Annotated in this window: 24 protein-coding genes; 16 read left to right on the forward strand and 8 right to left on the reverse strand. The window is 74.5% G+C overall.

Annotated features, from left to right (window positions below; all coding sequences use genetic code 11):
• Window positions 1–4: 4 nt before the first annotated feature.
• Window positions 5–928, reverse strand: coding sequence for an AurF N-oxygenase family protein (locus ABD994_RS03405; RefSeq protein WP_345410993.1), 924 nt, complete (start codon window positions 926–928; stop codon window positions 5–7).
• A gap of 96 nt (window positions 929–1,024) precedes the next feature.
• Between ABD994_RS03405 and ABD994_RS03410 the strand changes: the two genes are divergently transcribed.
• The 3 genes from ABD994_RS03410 to ABD994_RS03420 are packed head-to-tail and all read left to right on the forward strand — an operon-like array spanning window position 1,025 to window position 2,747.
• Entirely contained in the window at window positions 1,025–1,849 is an 825-nt protein-coding gene (locus tag ABD994_RS03410) for a TetR/AcrR family transcriptional regulator (RefSeq protein ID WP_425550010.1), read from the forward strand.
• Window positions 1,846–2,199 carry a DUF4873 domain-containing protein gene (locus tag ABD994_RS03415; RefSeq protein ID WP_345410996.1) on the forward strand — a complete coding sequence of 118 codons (354 nt, stop codon included), beginning with the start codon at window positions 1,846–1,848 and terminating at the stop codon, window positions 2,197–2,199. The genes ABD994_RS03410 and ABD994_RS03415 overlap by 4 nt, the downstream gene beginning before the upstream one ends.
• Window positions 2,199–2,747 carry a hypothetical protein gene (locus ABD994_RS03420; protein ID WP_345410997.1) on the forward strand — a complete coding sequence of 183 codons (549 nt, stop codon included), beginning with the start codon at window positions 2,199–2,201 and terminating at the stop codon, window positions 2,745–2,747. The genes ABD994_RS03415 and ABD994_RS03420 overlap by 1 nt, the downstream gene beginning before the upstream one ends.
• Window positions 2,748–2,803: 56 nt before the next feature.
• Here the strand turns inward: ABD994_RS03420 and ABD994_RS03425 are convergent, their stop codons facing one another.
• Entirely contained in the window at window positions 2,804–4,171 is a 1,368-nt protein-coding gene (locus ABD994_RS03425; protein ID WP_345410998.1) for an FAD-dependent oxidoreductase, read from the reverse strand.
• 198 nt (window positions 4,172–4,369) lie between these two features.
• Between ABD994_RS03425 and ABD994_RS03430 the strand changes: the two genes are divergently transcribed.
• Window positions 4,370–4,660 (forward strand): hypothetical protein, encoded by a 291-nt coding sequence (locus ABD994_RS03430; RefSeq protein WP_345410999.1) that lies wholly within the window; start codon window positions 4,370–4,372, stop codon window positions 4,658–4,660.
• On the opposite strand, the gene ABD994_RS03435 is transcribed toward ABD994_RS03430, so the two are convergent.
• Window positions 4,657–5,403 carry a class I SAM-dependent methyltransferase gene (locus ABD994_RS03435; RefSeq protein WP_345411001.1) on the reverse strand — a complete coding sequence of 249 codons (747 nt, stop codon included), beginning with the start codon at window positions 5,401–5,403 and terminating at the stop codon, window positions 4,657–4,659. The genes ABD994_RS03430 and ABD994_RS03435 overlap by 4 nt on opposite strands.
• A 197-nt stretch (window positions 5,404–5,600) precedes the next feature.
• Here ABD994_RS03435 and ABD994_RS03440 point away from each other — a divergent pair, with 197 nt between their 5' ends.
• Window positions 5,601–5,843, forward strand: a complete 243-nt coding sequence (locus ABD994_RS03440; RefSeq protein ID WP_345411002.1) for a hypothetical protein — start codon at window positions 5,601–5,603, stop codon at window positions 5,841–5,843.
• A 76-nt stretch (window positions 5,844–5,919) separates the two neighbouring features.
• A complete protein-coding gene (locus ABD994_RS03445; RefSeq protein ID WP_345411003.1) occupies window positions 5,920–6,183 on the forward strand; it encodes a hypothetical protein in 264 nt (87 codons plus the stop codon).
• A 110-nt stretch (window positions 6,184–6,293) separates the two neighbouring features.
• Here ABD994_RS03445 and ABD994_RS03450 read toward each other — a convergent pair whose 3' ends face one another.
• Complete coding sequence (locus tag ABD994_RS03450; RefSeq protein WP_345411004.1) at window positions 6,294–6,500, reverse strand: DUF2795 domain-containing protein; 207 nt, start codon at window positions 6,498–6,500, stop codon at window positions 6,294–6,296.
• Window positions 6,501–6,551: 51 nt separating this feature from the next.
• On the opposite strand from ABD994_RS03450, the gene ABD994_RS03455 reads away from it, so the two are divergent.
• Together ABD994_RS03455 and ABD994_RS03460 are read left to right on the forward strand one after the other, a co-directional pair.
• Window positions 6,552–7,019, forward strand: coding sequence for an HAD family hydrolase (locus ABD994_RS03455; RefSeq protein ID WP_345411005.1), 468 nt, complete (start codon window positions 6,552–6,554; stop codon window positions 7,017–7,019).
• A gap of 4 nt (window positions 7,020–7,023) precedes the next feature.
• A complete protein-coding gene (locus ABD994_RS03460; protein WP_345411007.1) occupies window positions 7,024–8,337 on the forward strand; it encodes a DNA polymerase IV in 1,314 nt (437 codons plus the stop codon).
• 7 nt (window positions 8,338–8,344) lie between these two features.
• Here ABD994_RS03460 and ABD994_RS03465 read toward each other — a convergent pair whose 3' ends face one another.
• Window positions 8,345–8,914 carry a TetR/AcrR family transcriptional regulator gene (locus ABD994_RS03465; protein ID WP_345411009.1) on the reverse strand — a complete coding sequence of 190 codons (570 nt, stop codon included), beginning with the start codon at window positions 8,912–8,914 and terminating at the stop codon, window positions 8,345–8,347.
• A 65-nt stretch (window positions 8,915–8,979) separates the two neighbouring features.
• On the opposite strand from ABD994_RS03465, the gene ABD994_RS03470 reads away from it, so the two are divergent.
• Entirely contained in the window at window positions 8,980–10,035 is a 1,056-nt protein-coding gene (locus tag ABD994_RS03470) for a zinc-binding dehydrogenase (RefSeq protein ID WP_345411010.1), read from the forward strand.
• Window positions 10,036–10,105: 70 nt separating this feature from the next.
• On the opposite strand, the gene ABD994_RS03475 is transcribed toward ABD994_RS03470, so the two are convergent.
• Window positions 10,106–11,263 (reverse strand): epoxide hydrolase family protein, encoded by a 1,158-nt coding sequence (locus ABD994_RS03475; protein WP_425550011.1) that lies wholly within the window; start codon window positions 11,261–11,263, stop codon window positions 10,106–10,108.
• Window positions 11,264–11,406: 143 nt separating this feature from the next.
• On the opposite strand from ABD994_RS03475, the gene ABD994_RS03480 reads away from it, so the two are divergent.
• From ABD994_RS03480 to ABD994_RS03510, 7 genes are all read left to right on the forward strand, one after another.
• Window positions 11,407–11,667: a hypothetical protein gene (locus ABD994_RS03480; protein WP_345411011.1), complete on the forward strand. Its 261-nt coding sequence runs from the start codon at window positions 11,407–11,409 to the stop codon at window positions 11,665–11,667.
• 103 nt (window positions 11,668–11,770) lie between these two features.
• On the forward strand, window positions 11,771–13,384 hold the full coding sequence (gene mdlC / locus ABD994_RS03485; protein ID WP_345411012.1) for a benzoylformate decarboxylase: 1,614 nt from the start codon (window positions 11,771–11,773) through the stop codon (window positions 13,382–13,384).
• 114 nt (window positions 13,385–13,498) lie between these two features.
• A complete protein-coding gene (locus tag ABD994_RS03490) occupies window positions 13,499–14,512 on the forward strand; it encodes an ABC transporter ATP-binding protein (protein ID WP_345411013.1) in 1,014 nt (337 codons plus the stop codon).
• A complete protein-coding gene (locus ABD994_RS03495; protein ID WP_345411014.1) occupies window positions 14,509–15,303 on the forward strand; it encodes an ABC transporter permease in 795 nt (264 codons plus the stop codon). Before ABD994_RS03490 ends, ABD994_RS03495 begins: the two co-directional genes overlap by 4 nt.
• A 4-nt stretch (window positions 15,304–15,307) precedes the next feature.
• Window positions 15,308–15,847, forward strand: a complete 540-nt coding sequence (locus tag ABD994_RS03500; protein WP_345411015.1) for a dimethylsulfonioproprionate lyase family protein — start codon at window positions 15,308–15,310, stop codon at window positions 15,845–15,847.
• Between the two features lie 43 nt (window positions 15,848–15,890).
• Complete coding sequence (locus ABD994_RS03505; RefSeq protein ID WP_345411016.1) at window positions 15,891–16,601, forward strand: DUF2267 domain-containing protein; 711 nt, start codon at window positions 15,891–15,893, stop codon at window positions 16,599–16,601.
• A 123-nt stretch (window positions 16,602–16,724) separates the two neighbouring features.
• Window positions 16,725–17,444: an Rv1352/Rv1906c domain-containing protein gene (locus ABD994_RS03510; protein ID WP_345411017.1), complete on the forward strand. Its 720-nt coding sequence runs from the start codon at window positions 16,725–16,727 to the stop codon at window positions 17,442–17,444.
• Between the two features lie 53 nt (window positions 17,445–17,497).
• On the opposite strand, the gene ABD994_RS03515 is transcribed toward ABD994_RS03510, so the two are convergent.
• Window positions 17,498–18,106, reverse strand: a complete 609-nt coding sequence (locus ABD994_RS03515) for a maleylpyruvate isomerase family mycothiol-dependent enzyme (RefSeq protein WP_345411018.1) — start codon at window positions 18,104–18,106, stop codon at window positions 17,498–17,500.
• A 29-nt stretch (window positions 18,107–18,135) separates the two neighbouring features.
• Complete coding sequence (wrbA, locus tag ABD994_RS03520) at window positions 18,136–18,744, reverse strand: NAD(P)H:quinone oxidoreductase (RefSeq protein WP_345411019.1); 609 nt, start codon at window positions 18,742–18,744, stop codon at window positions 18,136–18,138.
• Window positions 18,745–18,832 lie beyond the last annotated feature (88 nt).

Here is an 18,832-nt window from a genome sequence, read left to right on the forward strand (position 1 = left end):
CTCCTTAGCGGTCCCCGGGCTCCCCGAGGAGGAACGACCGGCGCCACCAGGTCATGCCCGGCCGCCCGACCAGCCCCGCCTCGTCGAGGAACGGCATGATCTTCTCGCCGGCCCACCGGATCATCTCCCGGTGGTGGGGATTCCCCAGCGCGGCGCGGCGACCCACGGCGGGGTCGATGCCCACCGACGCGTACACCTTGGGGTTGATCAGGCTGCGCACCACGAACATCGAGATGTAGGCGATGATGAACTGCTGGTAGGCCTTCTCGGTGCGCGAGAGCTGCGCCATCCCGCGGGTGACCTCGTCGCGGGCGAAGGAGACGTGGCGCGCCTCCTCCATGATGTGGATGCGGTTGACCTGGCGCATCAGCGGCTGGATGCGCTCGTCGTTCGCCTGCTCGCGCTGCAGCCGGTCGAGCACCTCCTCGGCGACGAGGATGGCGCCGTAGGCGGCCGGCCCCCAGCTGACCACCGAGAACAGCTTGCCGAGCTGGCGGATCGACTCCTGCGGCCCGTAGGGCTCGACCCCGGCGGTGCGCACCATGCGGGCGAACATCTGCGAGTGCCGGCACTCGTCGGCCACCTCGGTGAGCGCGTACTGCGCCCGCGGGGTGGTGGGGTCCTCGGCGTAGAAGTCCTTGAGCAGGCGCTGCATGAGCAGGACCTCGAACCACAGGCCCACCGAGGCGACGCTGCACGCCTCGTGCTTGCCCAGTTCGACGCGCTGCTCGGGCGTCATCCGCTCCCAGAGCTCGGTGCCGTACAGCGACACGCGGTGCTCCGGCACCCAGATCCCGCCCTCGACCAGCGGCGCGTCCCAGTCGATGTCGACGGCGGGGTCGTAGGACTTCTTCGCGGACGACTTGAGGAGACGCTCCGCCGTCTGGTGACGGTCGGCGGTCTGACGCTCGGCCGTGGGGGCGCTCATCTCGGGGTGTCCTCCTGCTCGCCGGAACTGACCCGTACATCCGGTAACCCGCACCTGGTGTACGTCTTACCGCTGGTAACTGTAACCAGTGGTAGCGTGCGGCCCGTGCCGGACGACGTCAAGCCGAACCGCCCCGGGAACGCCCCTCCGCGTGACGGGCGTCGCACCCGGTGGGAGAAGCACCGCGCGCAGCGGCGGGCGGAGTTCGTCGAGGCCGCGATGCACGTGCTCGGCGACGTCGGACCGGACTTCGGGATCGAGCAGGTCGCGGTCGAGGCCGGCGTCACCAAGCCGGTGCTCTACCGGCACTTCTCCGACAAGGCCGACCTCGTCGAGGCGATGGGCGAGCGGGCGACGGAGATCCTCCTCGACCGGCTGATCCCCGCGCTGAACAGCGAGGAAGCGCCGCTGCCGCGCATCCGCAAGTCGATCGACGCCTTCTTCGGGACGCTCCAGGAGTACCCCAACCTCTACTGGGTCCTCGCCCGGCACACGCCGATCGACGGCCGCGGGCAGGACGTCGTCCGCGAGGACAAGGAGATCATCGCCACCGCGCTGTCGGCGATGCTCGGCGACTACCTGCGGGCCTTCGGGCTCGACTCGGGGCCGGCCGAACCGTGGGCCTACGGCGTCGTCGGCTTCGTCCAGAACACCGCGGAGTGGTGGCTCGACCGGCAGTCGATGAGCCGGGAGAGCGTCACCGAGTACCTGACGATGCTCGTGTGGGCGGCGATCGACGGCTTCGCCCGCCAGCACGGCGTCACGATCGACCCCAACGTCCCGCTCGAGATCAACAAGGTCGTCCAGTTGCGGGCGGGCGGTGACCGGGGCCCTGTGCCCCGGCCCGGAGACGGTCGAGCAGGCGGCCGCACCGGCACCGGAGCGAGTACCGATCGAGCAGTGAGGAGCCCCGAGCGATGACGCCAGAGGCAGCACCCGAGCACGATCACGGGCACGACCACGAAGAGGACGGCTGGACCGGTCCGGCCATCCTCGAGGTCGACGGTACCGAGTACGCCGTCGACGTCACGCTCGTCGGGCACTTCGAGCCCCTCGACGGCCGGTACCACTGGTACGGGCGCGTCGCCGCCCACGCCGACCTCGACGCCGCCCTCGGCGGGAAGAAGCGCCCCGCGCGTGTCACCACCGCCGTCGGCAGTGCGGACGGCGAGCTCTCGGACGTCGACCCCTGGGGCCGCTATCGGCTCGCGGGTACGTCCACTCCGCCGTTCGCCGTGGAGTCGGCGGGCGAACTCGAGACGGCGAGCTGATGGCCGCCCTCGACGAAGGCCGCGAGATCGCCGAGGAGCAGGCCGCCGCGCACGGCCTCGACCTCGACACGGTCCTCTCCGTCGCCACCCCGCAGCGCGCGGTCCGCGTCATCGCGGGCCTCATCGGCACCACCGTCGAGTTCGGGCCGGTGCCCGCCGGACCGCACGACATGGCCACCGCTTCGGCCACCGGCACCGTCGGGCGGCTGACCGCCTGGCGGGACGGGCTGACCCGGGTGGTGGTGTGCGCGCCGGTCTCCCTCGACGTCACGGTCACCGTCGGCTCGCGCCGCATCCCGGCCGAGGTCGACCTCGTCGTGCGCGTCGGGCTCACCGGCCGCGCGGCGACCGGGGCGGTGGAGATCGACGTCGACCCGATCCGGCCCGAGGACATCGACGCCGACGTGCGCACCCGCGGCGTCGGCGGGGTGTTCCTGCGCCGGCTCGGCGACCTCGACGCCGAGATCCGCCACCACGTCGGCGTCTACGTCTCGACCCTCCTCGCGACCCCCGAGGCCGTCGCGGAGTGCCGCATCGAGGTCGCCTGACCCGGTCTACGTGCGTGATCTTCTGAGCCATAGCTCAGAAGATCACGCACGTGGAGTCAGGGGCGGGAGAGCTTGATCAGCTCGTCGCGGCTGACGACCTTGACGCGTGGGCGGCCGTGGGGCTCGCCGCGGCCGCGCTCGTGCTCGTCGATGGCCCGCCACCCGGCCTGGTCGACGAGGTCGGGGCAGCGGTCGCGCAGCCACGCCTCGATGTCGTCGGCGTGCTCGATCGGCTCCCGCTCGGCGAGGTCGGCCAGCACGTGCCGGACGGTCTCGTTGGCGTCCTTCTTGTTGGTGCCGATGATCCCGGTGGGCCCGCGCTTGATCCACCCGACGACGTACTCGCGGGTGTGCTCGTCACCGTCGATGCGGCCCTCGGTGTGCGGCACCGTGCCCGACGACTCGTCGAACGGGACGTCGGGCAGCGCCAGGCCCTTGTAGCCCACGGCACGCAGCACCAGCCCGGTCGGCACCGTCTCGCGCTCGCCGGTGTCGACCGCGCGGGTGCGCCCGTCCTCGCCGGTCTCGAGCCGGTTGATGCCGAGGACGATCTCCTCGACCTTCCCGTCGCCACGGATCTCCACCGGCGAGCGGTAGAAGCGGAACTCCATGCGGTGCCCCGCGTCGGGGTCCGGGCCGTTCTCGGCGAACCCGCGCAGGATGTCGAGGTTGCGCCGGGTGCCCTTGGGCAGGGTGTCGTCGTCGGCGATGCCCGCCGGAACCTGCTCGGGGTCGACGACGACCGCGAGGTCGTCGATGTCGGCGAGCTCGCGCAGCTCGGTGGTGGTGAACGCGGCCTCGCGCGGCCCGCGGCGCCCGCAGATCAGCGCCTCGCGCACGCCCGAGCCGACCAGGGCGTCGAGCGCGTGGTCGGCGGTGTCGGTGGCCCGCAGGTCGGCCTCGGGCAGCAGCAGCATGCGGGCGACGTCGAGGGCGACGTTCCCGGCGCCGATCACCACGGCCCGCTCGGTGTCGAGCGGCGGGGCGAGGTCGACGAAGTCCGGGTGGCCGTTGTACCAGCCGACGAAGTCGACCGAGGCGATGCTGCCGGGCAGGTCCTCCCCGGGGATGCCCAGCCGGCGCTCGGTCTGCGAGCCGACCGCGTAGACGATCGCGTCGTAGCGCTCGAGCAGCTCGTCGCGGGTCACGTCCTCCCCGAGGCTGACGTGCCCGAAGAAGCGGAAGCCCTCGCGCTCGGCGGTCTTGTCGTACTGCGAGCTCACCGACTTGATCTTCGGGTGGTCCGGCGCGACGCCCGCGCGCACGAGACCCCAGGGGGTGGCCAGCCGGTCGTACATGTCCACCCGCACGTCGAGCCCGGAATCCGAGTCGGCCGCGTCGAGGAGCGCGGCCGCGGCGTAGAAGCCCGACGGTCCGGAACCGACGATCGCGACGTGGTGGGATCGCGCCGTGTGATTCTCCACGCGGATCATCGTGGCCCACCCGGCCGCCGGGCGCACCCGTCCGGAGCAGGAACCGCACACGCCACGCCCGAACGCGACACGCCGTCGGACGAGTGATCCCGATGTGCGGCGTGGCCCCGGAGGGCTCCGGTCGAGTGGTCACTCCATGGGATCACCGAGCGCGAAAATGCTCGGTCACCAGGGCTAACGTCCGCCCTGATGATCAGCGACGAGGTCGGTGCACCCGACGATGCGCAGGCGCCGGCGGGTGGTCCGTGGCGCCGCGGCATCGACGTGCTCGACGACTACGCCGGTGGTGGCGTGCTGTCCGAGCAGCTCGCCGACGACCTCGTCAACGAGCTCGTGGGACTCGTCGGCAGCGCGCGGCCCCGCCGCTCGCGTCCCCGCCCGACCGGCCCGCACCCCGCCGGCCGCCCGGGCCCCCAGCCCAGCCGGCCGGCCGTCGCGCCGCCGTCGATCCGGCCGCGGCTGACCGTCGTCCGCGACTAGTCCTTGACGGCGACGAGGACGAGGTAGAACAGCTCCGTCCCGGCCATGCTCACGCGGTGCCGGAAGCGCCGGCGCACGAGCGTCCGCGACGGGTGCTCGCCGTCCGCCGTCGCGGCCACCATCGCCTCGACGTCGGTGACGTCGCGCCCGTCGTCGGCGCCCGCGAGGGTCAGCGCGAGGAACGAGCCCGGCGGGAACGCGTCCCACAGCTGAGCGAGGGCGTCGACGGGCACGTGGCCCTCGCCGACCGCGCCGGCGGCGACGAGGGCGGTCAGCCGCTCCTCGCGGACGAGCCGCTGCACCTCCGCGACGTCGAGGCGCTCGCCGACGAGGTAGTGGTCGTAGAGGCCGGGACGGTCGCGGTGTGCCGCGTCGCGGGCCTCGGGCACTTCGTCGGCGCCGGCGACGACCGTGACGCCCCGCGCGGCCAGCTCCTCGCCGACCACGCCGTTGCCCGCACCGAGGTCGAACGCGCGCAGCTCGCCCGGCGCGCGGCCCTCGGCGGTGGCGGCCTCGACGAGGGCACCGGCGACCGTGGCGGGGGAGGCGCACTCGAGGCGGTGCTGCACGACCTCCTCGTAGAGCCCGGGCACCGAGTACACGCGCCCGTAGTCGTGGAGGGTGATCCGCTCCTCGGTCCCGTCGGGGTGGCGCAGGAGGAACTCCTCCTGCGACTGCCGCCGCCCCGGGGTCGTGTCGAGCTCCACCGTCCAGCCGGCCGCCGGCTCCCTCGCTGTGGCCATGGCGGACATCATGCCGGGCCGGGCGGGGTCCGACGGGTGCCGCGAGCTGTGGTGAACGTCCCGGTCGCCGGGGTGTGGCCCGCGTCCCCGCGCCGTTTCCCCCGGTGCGACGGCCGGTCACCCTCGGGTGGTCAGGACGCGCCGACGCCGCCGCGCGCCGCCCGGGTGCCGATCCCGGCCACCGCAGGGAGGTCGTCATGAGTGCCGTCCCCGCCCATTCACCCCTCGCCGCACTGCTGCGCCCCCGCGGCCAGGCCCGACCGGCGGACATCGCGCCGGACGACCGCGAGCACGCCGTCACCGTCGTCGCCCACCTGCTGCACGCCGAGTGCGAGCAGTGGAGCTGGACGACCCACCGGTCCGAACGGCACCGCCCGGACGCCCTGCGCATCGTCGGGGCCCTCACCCGGGAGGGCTGGGCGCCTCGCTCGGTCGCCTGAGAGTTCGCGCCGAGCCGCCCGGACGGCCGGTAGATTGATGCTCCGATCGGCTCATCGCGGGCCGGAAGGGGTGGGCATGGCCATCGAGGTGGACGGCGTCGAGCTGAACGAGACGTCGCGCGGGTCCGGTGCCGCCTGGCGGTGGAGCACGCGCGGGGCCCAGCCGATCGACTACGAGATCCAGTGGGTGGAGAACAAGGACACGTTCCTGTACTCCACCCGCGTGCGCCCGGGCGGCTGGAACGTCTCGCAGCTCGACCCGAACACGTGGGTCGGCGACGGGACGATCGAGGGCGCGCGCGAGATGGTCCAGCGGGGGCTCCCGACGCTCCCGCACTGACACGGCCATCCGGAGGGCGCCGCTCGCCCGGACGCGCGGACCCGTGGAAAACGAACGGCGAGCTCGCTGCTACCGAGGCAGCGAGCTCGCCGTTCGTTCGTCCGGGACGGTCAGCTGCGGCCGAGCACCCCGGCCTCGCTGAGCTTCGCCATGACGGCGTTCGGGCCGTCGAACTGCTCCTTGTCGAGGCCCTTCAGGGTGTCGACCAGCTGGTCGTCCGCCCCGTTCTGGCTCGCGTGGTCGGCGAGCTCCTGCGGACCGCCCGGGTACTGGAATCCGGCGAGCGTCTTCTGCACCTGCGTGACGTCGTAACCCATGGGTCGCGGGTAGCCAACCGCTCCCCGCGGCAACCGTGGACACTCCCGTCCGTGGCGCCCCCGTTCCCGGCCGTCGTGTTCGACCTCGACGGCACGCTCACCGTGCCCGGCACGCCGCGGGCCGCGCCGGGCGTCGTCGCGCTCGTGGAGGCGCTCGGCCGGGCCGGGGTGCCGCTGGCCGTGGCGACGTCGGCGCCGGTGCGCAGCGCCCGCCGGGTGCTCGACGACCTCGGGCTCGCGCCGTGCTTCGCCAGCGTCGCCGGCCGGGGGATCGACGGGCGCTACGGCGGCAAGGCGGCGGTGGTCGGGGAGGCCCTGCTCGGTCTCGGGATCACCGACGCCGAGCCGGGTGCGGTGATGCTCGGGGACGCGCCGGCCGACCTGGAGGCCGCCGCCGCGCACGGCCTGCGGCCGGTCGGGGTCGCGTGGGGCGGCGCGTCGGCGGCTGAGCTGCGGGCGGCCGGGGCCGTCGCGGTGCTCGGGCACCCGGACGAGCTGTGGTCGCTGCGGGCATCCTGAACGCGTGCCCCGCTGGGTCCTGCACCTCGACCTCGACTCGTTCTTCGCGTCGGCCGAGCAGCTCACCCGCCCCACGCTGCGCGGGCGCCCGGTGCTGGTCGGCGGGCTCGGCCCGCGGGGGATCGTCGCCGGCGCGAGCGGCGAGGCGAAGGCGTGCGGGGCACGGTCGGCGATGCCGATGGGCCAGGCGCGCCGGCTGTGCCCGCAGGCCGTGGCGCTGCCGCCGCGCACCGCGCTGTACCGGGTGCTCTCGGAACGGTTCTTCGGCGTCGTGCGGGCGTGGGCGCCGGTGCTCGAGCAGATCGCCTACGACGAGACGTTCGCCGAGCCCGAGGCGCTCGCCGACGCGGACGCCGACGACGTGCGGGCGTTCGCCGAGCGGCTGCGCGCGGAGGTCCGCGAGGTCACGGGGCTGGCGGTGTCGGTGGGGGCGGGGTCGGGCAAGCAGGTCGCCAAGATCGGGTCGGGGCGGGCCAAGCCGGACGGGGTGTTCGTCGTGCCGCAGGGCGGCGAGCGCGCGCTGCTCGACCCGCTGCCGGTGCGGGCGCTGTGGGGCATCGGGCCGGTCGCCGAGGCCACCCTGCACCGGGCCGGGGTCGACACCGTCGCGAAGCTCGCGGCCCTCGACACCGGCGAGGTGACCGCCCTGCTCGGCTCCGCGGTCGGCACCGGGCTGCACCGGCTCGCCCGCGGGGTGGACGACCGCCCGCTGGTGGAGCGCGGCGAGGCCAAGCAGGTCAGCGCCGAGACGACGTTCGACGCCGACCTCTCCGACCTCGGCGCGGTCCGCACGGCCGTCGCCGAGCTGGCCGAGGGCGCGCACCGGCGCCTGCTGGCGTCGCACCGCGCGGCGCGGACCGTGACCGTCAAGATCCGCAGCGCCTCGTTCGGGACGACGAGCCGCTCGGAGACCCACGCCGACGCCACCACCGACCTCGCGACGCTCACCGACACCGCCCAGCGCCTCGCCGTCGCCGCCCTGCCGGACGCCGGCGTGCGGCTCGTCGGCGTCTCGTTCGCCGGGCTGACCACCGCCGTGCAGGAGGCGCTGTTCCCGGGGACGCCGGCGCCGGTGGTCGAGACGCCGACCCTGCCCGACCCGGAGCCGGAGACCGAGCCCGCGCGGGGACGCGAGTGGCGCACCGGCGACGACGTCGCCCACCCCGCGCACGGCCACGGCTGGGTGCAGGGCAGCGGGCACGGCCGCGTCACCGTCCGCTTCGAGACGGCGACGACCGGACCCGGCCGGGCCCGCACGTTCCGCGCCGACGACCCGGACCTGACCCGCGCCGACCCGCTGGGTGCCTTCGGCAGGTGAGCAGAAATCAGTGCTCCGGCACCGATTTCTGCTCACATGCGCGCAGCGCACCCTCGCGGGCGATCCGCAGCGCGGCGGGCCGCTCGGCGACGGCGTAGGTCACCAGGGCCCCCTCGTGGAGCAGCAGCAGGTGCAGGGCGAGGTCGGCGTCGTCGATCCCGGCCCGCGCCAGCTCCGCGGCGAACAGCTCCTCCAGCCAGTGCTTCTCGTCGGCGATCACGGCGCGGCCCGGGTGCGCGGGGTCGTCGAGCTCGGCGAAGGCGTTGACGAAGGCGCAGCCGCGGTCGCTCTCGGCGGTCCACTCCTCGAGGACGGCGAACGGCGCCAGGACCCGCCCGATCGGGTCGTCGGCGGCCTCGACCGCGGCGGTGACCCGCGCGCGCCAGCGCTCGTCGCGCGCCCGCAGGTAGGCGGCGACGAGCTCGTCCTTCGAGCCGAAGCGGTCGTAGAGCGTCCGCTTCGTGACGCCGGACTCGGCCGCGATCGTGTCCACCCCGACCGCGTGGATGCCGTGGGCGTAGAAGAGCTCCGAGGCGACGTCGAGGATGCGCCGGGCGCCGGGGGTGAGCGTCGTCATGGTTGCCTTCACAGGTCTGTGAACCTACGGTCGGACTTCACAGACCAGTGTAGTCGGAGGTGGGCATGATCCCGGAGACGATGGACGCGGCCGTGCTGACACGGCACGGCGGGCCGGAGGCGCTCGAGCTGCGGACGGTGCCGGTGCCGCACCCCGGGGCCGGCGAGGTGCTGGTGCGGGTGACGGCGGCCGCGCTGAACAACACCGATCTCTGGACCCGGCAGGGCGCCTACGGGCTGCCCGGCGACCCGGACGCGCTCTCCGGCTGGCGTGGGCCGATCACCTTCCCGCGCATCCAGGGTGGCGACATCGCCGGCGAGATCGCCGCCGTGGGCGAGGGCGTCGATCCCGCGCGCGAGGGCCGGCGGGTCGTCGTCGACAACGCGTTCTACGAGGGCGACGGCCCCGACGCCGGCCCGGTCGGCCTGCTGGGCAGCGAGGCCGACGGCGGCTTCGCGCAGTACGTCGTGTGCCTCGACGCGCGCGCTCACGACGTCGGCGCCTCACCGCTGTCCGACGAGGAGCTCGCCTGCCTCCCGATCGCCTACGGCACCGCGGCCGGGATGCTCGCGCGCGGACGCGTCACGGCGGGCGAGACGGTGCTGGTCACCGGGGCCTCGGGCGGCGTGGGGCTCGCGGCCGTGCAGCTCGCGGCCGCCCGGGGCGCGCGCGTCGTGGCGCTGACCGCGCCGGGCAAGGAGGAGGCGCTGCGGGAGGCCGGCGCCGCGGAGGTCGTGCTGCGCGGCCCCGAGCCGGGCGCGGTCGCCGACGCGGTCGCGGACGCCGCGGGCGCACCGCTCGACGCCGTCGTCGACGTCGTCGGCGGACCGCTGCTGCCGGCCCTGCTCGACCGGAACCGCGACGGCGGCCGGTGGGTGATCGCCGGGGCGGTCGGTGGCTACAGCGTGGACCTCGACCTGCGCCGGCTCTACCTGCACAACATCAGCCTCGTCGGGTCGTCGATGCACACCCGGACCCACTTCGCCGAGCTCGTCGCCGACGCCGTCGCGGGACGCATCCGTCCGCGGATCGCGGCGCGCTACGCGCTCGCGGACATCCACGCGGCGCAGGAGGAGTTCGCGGCCTCCGGGTACGTCGGGAAGATCGTCGTCATCCCGTGATCAACGGGGACATCGGACGCCTACAAGCGGCGAATTCAACGGAGCACGCCGATAGGCCGTTCGCTGCGGATCAGGGGGCGAGGGCGAAGGCGGCCCGGAGCTCGTCGACGAAGTCGCCCGGCACCTCGAGCGAGGCGAAGTGCCCGCCGGTCGGGAGCACGTTCCAGTACCGCAGGTCGACGTAGCGGGACTCGACCCAGGCGCGGGGGACCTTGTCCATCTCGGCCGGGAACACCGACACCGCGCTGGGGACGGTGACCGGCGAGGTGACGTCGATGCCGCCGAAGCTCTCCCAGTACAGCCGCGCCGAGGACGCCCCGGACGCGGTCAGCCAGTAGATCGTCGCGTTGTCGAGCACGCGGTCGCGGGGCACGCCGCCGAAGCCGTCGCCGTCGGTCCAGACGACGAACTTCTCGGCGATCCACGCGAGCTGCCCGGCGGGGGAGTCGACGAGGCCGTAGCCGAGCGTCTGCGGGCGGGTGCGCTGCTGGGCGGAGTAGCCCGCACCCGTGCGCCGGAACTCCTCGGCCTGCTCCCGCCACCCACGCTCGGTGGCGTCGAGCCGGTCGTCGTCGAAGCCCTCGGGACGGCGGGCGCGCGGCATCGTCGTGTGCATCATCGCCACACGGTCGGGGTGCCGGACGGCCAGCGCCGTCGTGATCATCGCGCCCCAGTCGCCGCCCTGGGCGAGGAAGCGGTCGTAGCCGAGGCGGCCCATCAGCTCGGCCCAGGCGTCGGCGATGCGCTCGACCCCCCAGCCGGGACCGGTCGGCTTGTCGCTGAACCCGTAGCCCGGCAGCGACGGGGCGACCACGTGGAAGGCCGGCAGGGAGTCGTCGCCGGGGTCGGTGAGGGCGTCCAGGACGTCGAGGAACTCGATCACCGACCCGGGCCACCCGTGGGTGACGATCAGTGGCTGTGCGTCACTTCTTGGTGACCGTACGTGCAGGAAGTGGACGCCGAGACCGTCGATCGCGGTGCGGAAACCGCCGCGGCGGTTGAGCTCGTCCTCCACGCGGCGCCAGTCGTGCTCCTCGAGCCAGGCCCGGCAGAGCTCGGTGACCGCATCGAGCCCCAGGCCCTGCGACGGGTCGGTGGCCGGCTCGGGCAGGCGCACCCGGCGCAGGCGTTCCCGCAGGTCAGCGAGTTGTTCCTCGGGCACGTCGAGCACGAACGGCACGACCTCGGCGGAGAGATCCCGGGCGGGCAGGGGCACGTCGGCGGCCACGGCGGCACCGTAACCACCCGCGGACGGGTGCGCCCGGCGATCGCGCGTCAACGGCTCCGTTCCGGTGGAAGCGCGACACGCCGACGGCTGGTGTTCGTGACCCGAACGAGCCAACTTCGCCCCGAGGTGTCACACCGGGCCGCATGGTGGCGATGCACGAGGTGGAGGTGATCAGCGTGCTGAACGATCGGTCGGCGGCCCTGCTCGCCGCGGCTGCGGATCTGGACGAGTGCGACGGCTACGTCGTGCTGGTGTTCGACCCGGAGACCGGCGAGCTCGACGCCCACGGCCCTTACGAAGGGGTCGAAGCCACGCTCCGCGCCGAGGAGATGCGGCGCGAGTTCGACGACGACGGGCTGCGCGACGTGCACATCCGCGTCTCGCGTCTCCACCGACCTCGCTGACCGCCGAGCGCCGTCCCGGAGCCCCCCCACCGGGATGGTCCTCGGCGGCCGGGGTACCCCCGCCGTCGCACGACGACGACGTCGACGACGGGAGGGCGCGGGCATGGGGAGCGGACGCACGGTGCGGGAGGCCTCGCTCGAGGTCTTCCGGGCCCACGGGATGACGACCGTGTTCGGCAACCCGGGCTCCACGGAGCTCCCGATGCTCTCCGAGCTCCCCGACGACTTCCGCTACGTGCTCGGCCTGCAGGAGGCCGCGGTGGTGGGCATCGCCGACGGCTACGCCCAGGCCACCGGGCGGCCTGCCCTGGTCAACCTGCACACCGCGCCCGGGCTGGGCAACGCGGTCGGCGCGCTGGTCAACGCGGCGGCCAACGGAGCCCCGCTCGTGGTCACGGCCGGCCAGCAGGTGCGCCCGATGCTCAACCTCGAGGCGCTGCTCACCAACCCGGACGCCACGGTCCTGCCGCGGCCCGCCGTCAAGCTCTCCCTCGAGCCCGCCCGGCCGGCCGACGTGCCCGCCGTGCTGGCCCGGGCGGTGCACGCCGCGACCAGCCCGCCGTGGGGCCCGGTGTTCGTCTCGATCCCGATGGACGACTGGGGCGCCGAGATCGACCCGGTCACCGAGGCCGTCGACCTGGTCACCGCGCGGCGGGTGCACCAGCGTGCCGCGCCCGACCCGGCCGGGCTCGACGTGCTCGTCGAGGCCCTCGACGGCGCCCGCGCGCCGGCCCTGGTCGTCGGTGGCGACGTCGACGCCACCGGCGGCTTCCACGACGCCGTCGCGCTCGCCGAGCGCCTCGGCGCCGCCGTGCACTCCCCGCCCGTCGAGGGCCGTGTCGGCTTCCCGACGGGCCACCGGCTGTTCCGCGGGCCGCTGCCCATGGCCATCGACCCGGTGGCGAAGGCGCTCGCCGCCTACGACGTCGTGCTCGTGCTCGGCGCCGCGGTGTTCCGCTACTACCCCTACGTGCCCGGCGCGTTCCTGCCCGCCGGGACCCGGCTGCTGCAGGTCACGGCCGACGCCGACCAGGCCGCCCGCGCGCCGATGGGTGACGCCGTCGTCGCCGACCCCACCCTCACCGTGCGGGCCCTGCTCGACCGCGTCGGACCGGGGCCTGCCGACCGCGTGACACCGCCCGCGCGGGAGGAGCTCGGGGCGCCGACGCCGGGCGGCGAGGGGCGGGTGTCGGCCGAGGAGCTGTTCGCGACGCTGGCGCAGGAGTGGCCCGAGGGCGGCGTGCTGGTCAACGAGTCGCCCTCGCACCGCGCGGTGCAGCAGGCGCGGCTGCCGATCGACCGCCCGGGCAGCTCCTACTTCACGGCCTCGGGCGGCCTGGGCTTCGGGCTGCCCGCGGCCGTCGGCGTCGCCCTGGCCGACCCGTCGCGCCCGGTGGTCGCGACGATCGGCGACGGCTCGCTGCAGTACTCCGTGCAGGCCCTGGCGACCGCGGCGTCGCTGCAGGTGCCGGTGACGATCATCGTGCTCGACAACAGGGAGTACGCGATCCTCAAGTGGTTCGCCGCGCGGGAGCAGACGCCGAAGGTGCCGGGCCTGGACCTGCCCGCGATCGACCACCTCGCGCTGGCCCAGGCCTACGGCGTCCCCGCCGAGAGCGTCGGCACCGTCGACGAGCTCCGCGCGGCCGTGCGCCGCGGGCTCGCCGGGCCGGGGCCGCGGCTGGTGCACGTGCCGGTGCCCCCGGCCGACGCTTGACCTCGACCAATGTCGAGGGAGCACGGTCGGAAATGAACAAGAAGGCTGTCGGACCCCCCGGCGTAGCGTCGATCGGGCGTCCGCCGCAGGGGTCGGCGGCCGGAAAGGACACGGGTGAGCACGCAGACCGCCGCGCCGCCGGCGCGCGACCGCACCGACGGCACGGCGCCGGCGGTCGAGGTGCGCGACCTCGTCAAGCGCTACGGGCGCAGCCGGACGGCCGCCGTGGACGGGCTGAGCTTCGCGGTGCGCCGCGGCGAGGTGTTCGGCCTGCTCGGCCCGAACGGCGCGGGCAAGACCACCACGGTCGGCATCCTCACCACGCGCGTCACCAAGACGGCGGGGCTGGCGACGGTGGCGGGCATCGACGTCACGGCCGACCCGGTGGGGGCCCGGGCGGTGCTGGGGGTCGTGCCGCAGCGGCCCAACCTCGACCGCTCGCTCGACGCGCGGGGCAACCTCGTCTGGCACGCCGCGTACCACGGCGTGCCCCGGGCCCGGCGCCGCGCGCTGGCCGACGAGCTGCTCGAGCGCATGGGCCTGTCGGAGAAGGCCTCGACGAACCCCGACGAGCTCTCCGGCGGCCAGGCCCAGCGCCTGATCATCGCGCGGGGCCTCATGCACGACCCGCAGGTGCTGTTCCTCGACGAGCCGTCGACGGGGCTCGACCCGCAGGCGCGGCTGTTCGTCCACGACCGCGTCACCGAGCTGGCGGCCTCCGGCGTCACCGTCGTGCTCACCACCCACGACATGGACGAGGCGGCCAAGCTGGCCGACAGGGTCGGCATCGTCGACCACGGGCGGCTGCTCGCGCTCGACACCCCGTCGGCGCTGGTGGCGGGGCTGCCTGGCGAGGCGACGATCGACCTGGTGCTCACCGGCGCGGACGTCGAGGCGCTGCGCGGGCGCCTCGGTGCCCGCCGCGGCGTCGCCGGCGTGGAGGACCTCACCGCCGACGGCGCCGACGCCACCCACCTGCGGGTCAGCGTCGACGGCGAGGCCGGCGCCGCCCTGGCGCCGGTGCTGGGCACGGTGGCCGAGGCCGGGGCGACCGTCTCGCAGGTCGAGCTCGGTGAGCCGACCCTGGAGGACGTGTTCATCGATCTCACGGGGAGGGGGCTGCGGTGAGTGCTCCGGCGCGGGTCGGCCCGAGCCAGGGCCGCGCGTTCCTCGGCGTGCTGGGTCGCGACCTCGCGGTCACCGGCAAGGAGTTCGGCAGCTTCATCAGCCAGGTGCTGATGCAGCCGTTCTTCCTGCTCTTCGTGTTCGGCGTGGTGCTGGGCCAGCTCGGCTACGTGACGCCGGGCTACGCCCAGCTGCTGCTGCCCGGGCTGCTGGCGCTCAACGCCTTCTTCGTGGCGGTGCAGGCCACGGCGATCCCGCTGGTGATCGACTTCTCGTACACCAAGGAGATCGAGGACCGCCTGCTCGCGCCGCTGTCCACGCGGCTGGTGGCGGTCGAGAAGATCGTGTTCGGGGCGTCGCGGGGCCTGTTCGGCTCGCTGGTGATGATCCCCGTCGGCTACATCGTGCTCGACGAGGTCAACTGGGTGTTGTCGGGCCTGCCGATCGCGGCCGTGCTGCTGGTGCTCGGCTCGCTCGCCGGCGGGGCGGCGGGGCTGGTCCTGGGCACGCTGGTGTCGCCGCGGAAGATCAACGTCGTGTTCGCGCTGGTGATCACGCCGCTGCTGTTCACGGGCTCGACGCAGTTCCCGTTCCTGCAGCTCGGGAACCTGCGCTGGTTCCAGGTCATCTGCGCGCTGAACCCGATCACCTACGTCTCCGAGGGGCTGCGCGGCGCGCTGACCCCGGCCGTCCCGCACCTCCCGATGTGGATCTGCCTGCTCGCGCTGGTGTTCTCCTGCGTCCTGTTCGGGACGATCGGGATCCAGGGCTTCGTGCGCCGTGCGCTGGACTGAGTCCGTGCTCGACGCGCTGATCACCCGGCTGCGGTCGGCGCTGGCCGCCGACCACGCCGACGCGGCGGCCGCGCTCAACCGTGCCGCGCCGGTACCCGGCGGGCCCGGGCCGGGGTTCCCCGTGCTCGCGCACCGGGACGCCGCGGTGGCCAGGGCCGCGGAGGAGGTCGACGACGCCTTCGCGGCCGTCGTCGATCCCCTCGCGGCGGGCGCGCGCTGGACGCAGACCCCGTCGTACGTGCGGGAGCCGCCGTCGGCGGGCTTCCTCGACGGCTACGCGCACGCCACGCTCGCCGAGGGGGACGACGTCGCGGTGGGGCTCCTGCTGCTCGGGCCGCACCTGCACTACCCGCCGCACCACCACCCCGCCGAGGAGTTCTACCTGCCGGGCGCGACCATCGGCTGGCTGGAGGGCGTGCGGCCCGCCGGCGTCGTCGTGCACCACGCGTCGTGGCAGCCGCACGCGATGACCACCGGCGAGCGTCCGGCCCTGCTCGCGTACGTGTGGACCGGGGAGGTCGCCACCCCGTCGGCGTTCTGCTGATCGGCGGGCGTGCCCGGGCGGATCGTCGGGTAGGCCCCGACCCATGCGATACCAGGAGTTCCTCGCGGGGGTGGCCACCCGAGGTGGCTTCGACAACGACGACGCCCGCCGCGCCGCCGACGCCGTGCTCGCCACGCTGGCCGATCACCTGTCCGACGACGACCGCCGTGCCCTCGCCGCGGCGGTCCCGAACCTGCTCGAGCAGGAGTCCGGGGTGGACCACCCGAGCCGGGGCGGCGCCTCGACGGACGCGGCGCTCGTCGACGCCGTGGTCCGCCGCACCGGCTGGACCCCCGAACGCGCCCGCTACGCGCTGACCGCCGTCACCGGGCAGCTGGCGGCGGAGGACAGCGACCTCGGTGACCGCATCGCCCGCGTGCTGCCCGCCGAGCTGCGGGGCACCGGCCCGACCCTGCCGCCCGACGCCGCCTCCGAGGGCGCGCAGGGCCGCCCGCAGCCGGTGGAGTCCGACGAGCTCGAGCGCGTGCTGGGCCGCGAGCTCACCGAGTGGTCGGGCGACCTCTCCGGCATCCAGCGCACCGTCTCGCTGCCCTCGGAGCACCTCGACCTGCTCCTGGACCGGATGCGCGGCGTCGAGCGCGACACGGGCCAGCGGCTGCGGATCGTGGAGCGCACGCCCACCTCCCTGACGGTGCGGGCGCGCAACGAGAAGCAGGAGGTCGTCACGGCGATCGACCTCGACCTCGCCGCGCGCTTCGACGACGCCGTCGCCGCGGTGGGCTCGGCCGGGTGATGCTCGGCAGGTGAGTGATCCGGGTCGTGGTGACGACCCGGATCACTCACGAGGGTCGGAGGCCCCTCGCTAGCCCGTTCGAGCGAAAGCTGAGGGAGCGCTCGGACGAGGGGTTAACGCCGTGTGAGCAGTGCGCGAGAGATCTCCGAGCGCGCCGGAGTCGCCGGCCCGCGCCGCCTCGTCGGGGGGATCACCGCCATGAGCTCGTCGTTCGCACCGCCGCCCGCGCCGCAGCAGCCCTACCTGCCGCCGCCTCCGCGCCCGAACGGTGGGCTCGCGACCGGCGGGTTCGTCGTGGCCCTCGTCGGCGCCGTGCTCGCCCTGATCCCGATCCTCGGCATCGTCTCGTGGGTGCTCAGCCCGCTCGGTCTGGTGCTGTCGCTCGTCGGCCTCAACCGGATCCCGCGCGGACAGGGACGGGGCCTCGGCACCGCAGGGGCGATCCTCGGCGCGGTCGGCCTGCTCATCTGCATGTTGTGGGCGTCGGCGTTCAGCAACGCGGTGTCCTCGCGGTCGGGCACACCGAGCTACTCGTCCTCCTCGTCGAGCTCCTCCAGCTACCCGAGCTACTCGGCGGCGGCGCCGGCGACGACGTCGGCGATGCCGTCCGTCAACGGGCCGTTCGGGAACGGGACCTACCTGGTCGGGAGCGAGCTCGCCGCCGGCACCTACCGCACCGACGGATCGGGGGGCTCCTGCTACTGGGAACGGCTCCGGGACACGTCCGGCGAGTTCTCCGCGATCATCGCCAACGACGCGATCACCGGCCCCTCCACCATGACCGTGCGGAGTTCCGACCAGGCCGTCCACTTCTCCGGCGACTGCACCTGGACCCGCCGCTGACGGCTCGTGCGTGATCTTCGGAGCTATAGCTCCGAAGATCACGCACGTGGGGGTCAGACGACCGAGAAGTCCGGGGGCAGGGGGGCGCGGCCGGTGAGGGCCGGGAGGAGCAGGGAGCCCTGGCCCTGCCGGACCGCCACGCGGGCGAGCAGGGCCGCCACGTCGGCGGTCACGGCCTCGGGGAACGCCACGTCGAGGCCGGTCGCCGCCGCGACGTCGTGGCCGTGGACCACGAGCTCGACGGTGCGCGTCGGCAGGTAGGACGCGACGCGCATCCCGCCCGCGATGGTGGTGATGACCGAGTCCGGGTCGGCGGCGCGCGCGGCCGCGACGGCGCGGTGCGCGAGGTCGGCGAACGTCGCCGCCGGGTCGTCCCCGAGCGCCGCGCCGGCGTCGCGCCCGCGCTGGGCCACCGCCGCCTGGTCGACGCCGCCGCCCGACGAGGCCGGCAGCAGCGCGTAGTACGCCTCGGGCGAGTCGACGTCCTCACGTTCGGCTGGGCGCTCCAGGTACGTCAGCACGGTGACGAACGCGCGGCTGGTGTGCCCGACCAGCGCCCGCACGTCCCACTCCCCGAGCCCGGGGCGCTCCCACGCGTCGTCCGGGATCCGCCCCACCAGCCCGGCGACCGTCTCGGCCGCGTCCGCGTACGCCTCCAGCACGCCGCCGATCGTGCCCCAGGGCGCCGTGGTCAGGCGATGAGCTTGGCCGCGACCTGCGCCAGACGGGTGCCCTGGACGCGGGCGGCCTGCAGCGCACCGTCGTCGGGGGCCGCCGACTTCCGCGACACCCACGACGCGCCGTACGGGTTGCCCGACGACATCAGCGACGGGTCGGCGGCGTAGCCGAGCGGCATCACGAGCGCGCCCCAGTGGTAGAGCACGTTGTTCATCGACAGGATCGTGGCCTCCAGGCCGCCGTGCCCCGTCGAGGCGCTGGTGAACGACGTGCCGACCAGGCCCGCGAGCTTGCCCTGCGCCCACAGCCCGCCGGTGGTGTCGAGGAACGCCTTGAGCTGCTCGGCGCTGTTGCCGAAGCGGGTGGGGCTGCCCAGCGCGAGACCGTCGGCCCACTCGAGGTCGTCGAGCGAGGCGACGGTGTCGTACGGGTTGTCCTCGACCCAGGCCTTCCACCGCCGGTTGGCCTCGATCGCCTCGACGGGCGCGCGCTCCGCGACCGGGCGCACCCGGGTCTCGGCCCCCGCCTCCCGGGCGCCCTCGGCGAGCGACTCGGCGAGCTTCGCGACGTTGCCCGTCGCGGAGTAGAAGACGACGGCGATGCGTGGCGCGCGATCGGGCATGCCCCGATCATGTCTCGCGCGCGGGACGCCGACCCGTCCGGGGTGACGACGATCCGGGCGTTGCACCGCGGCGCGGGGGAGACTGGGC

It is taken from the genome of Actinomycetospora chlora (genome assembly GCF_039542135.1).
GTDB lineage: Bacteria > Actinomycetota > Actinomycetes > Mycobacteriales > Pseudonocardiaceae > Actinomycetospora > Actinomycetospora chlora.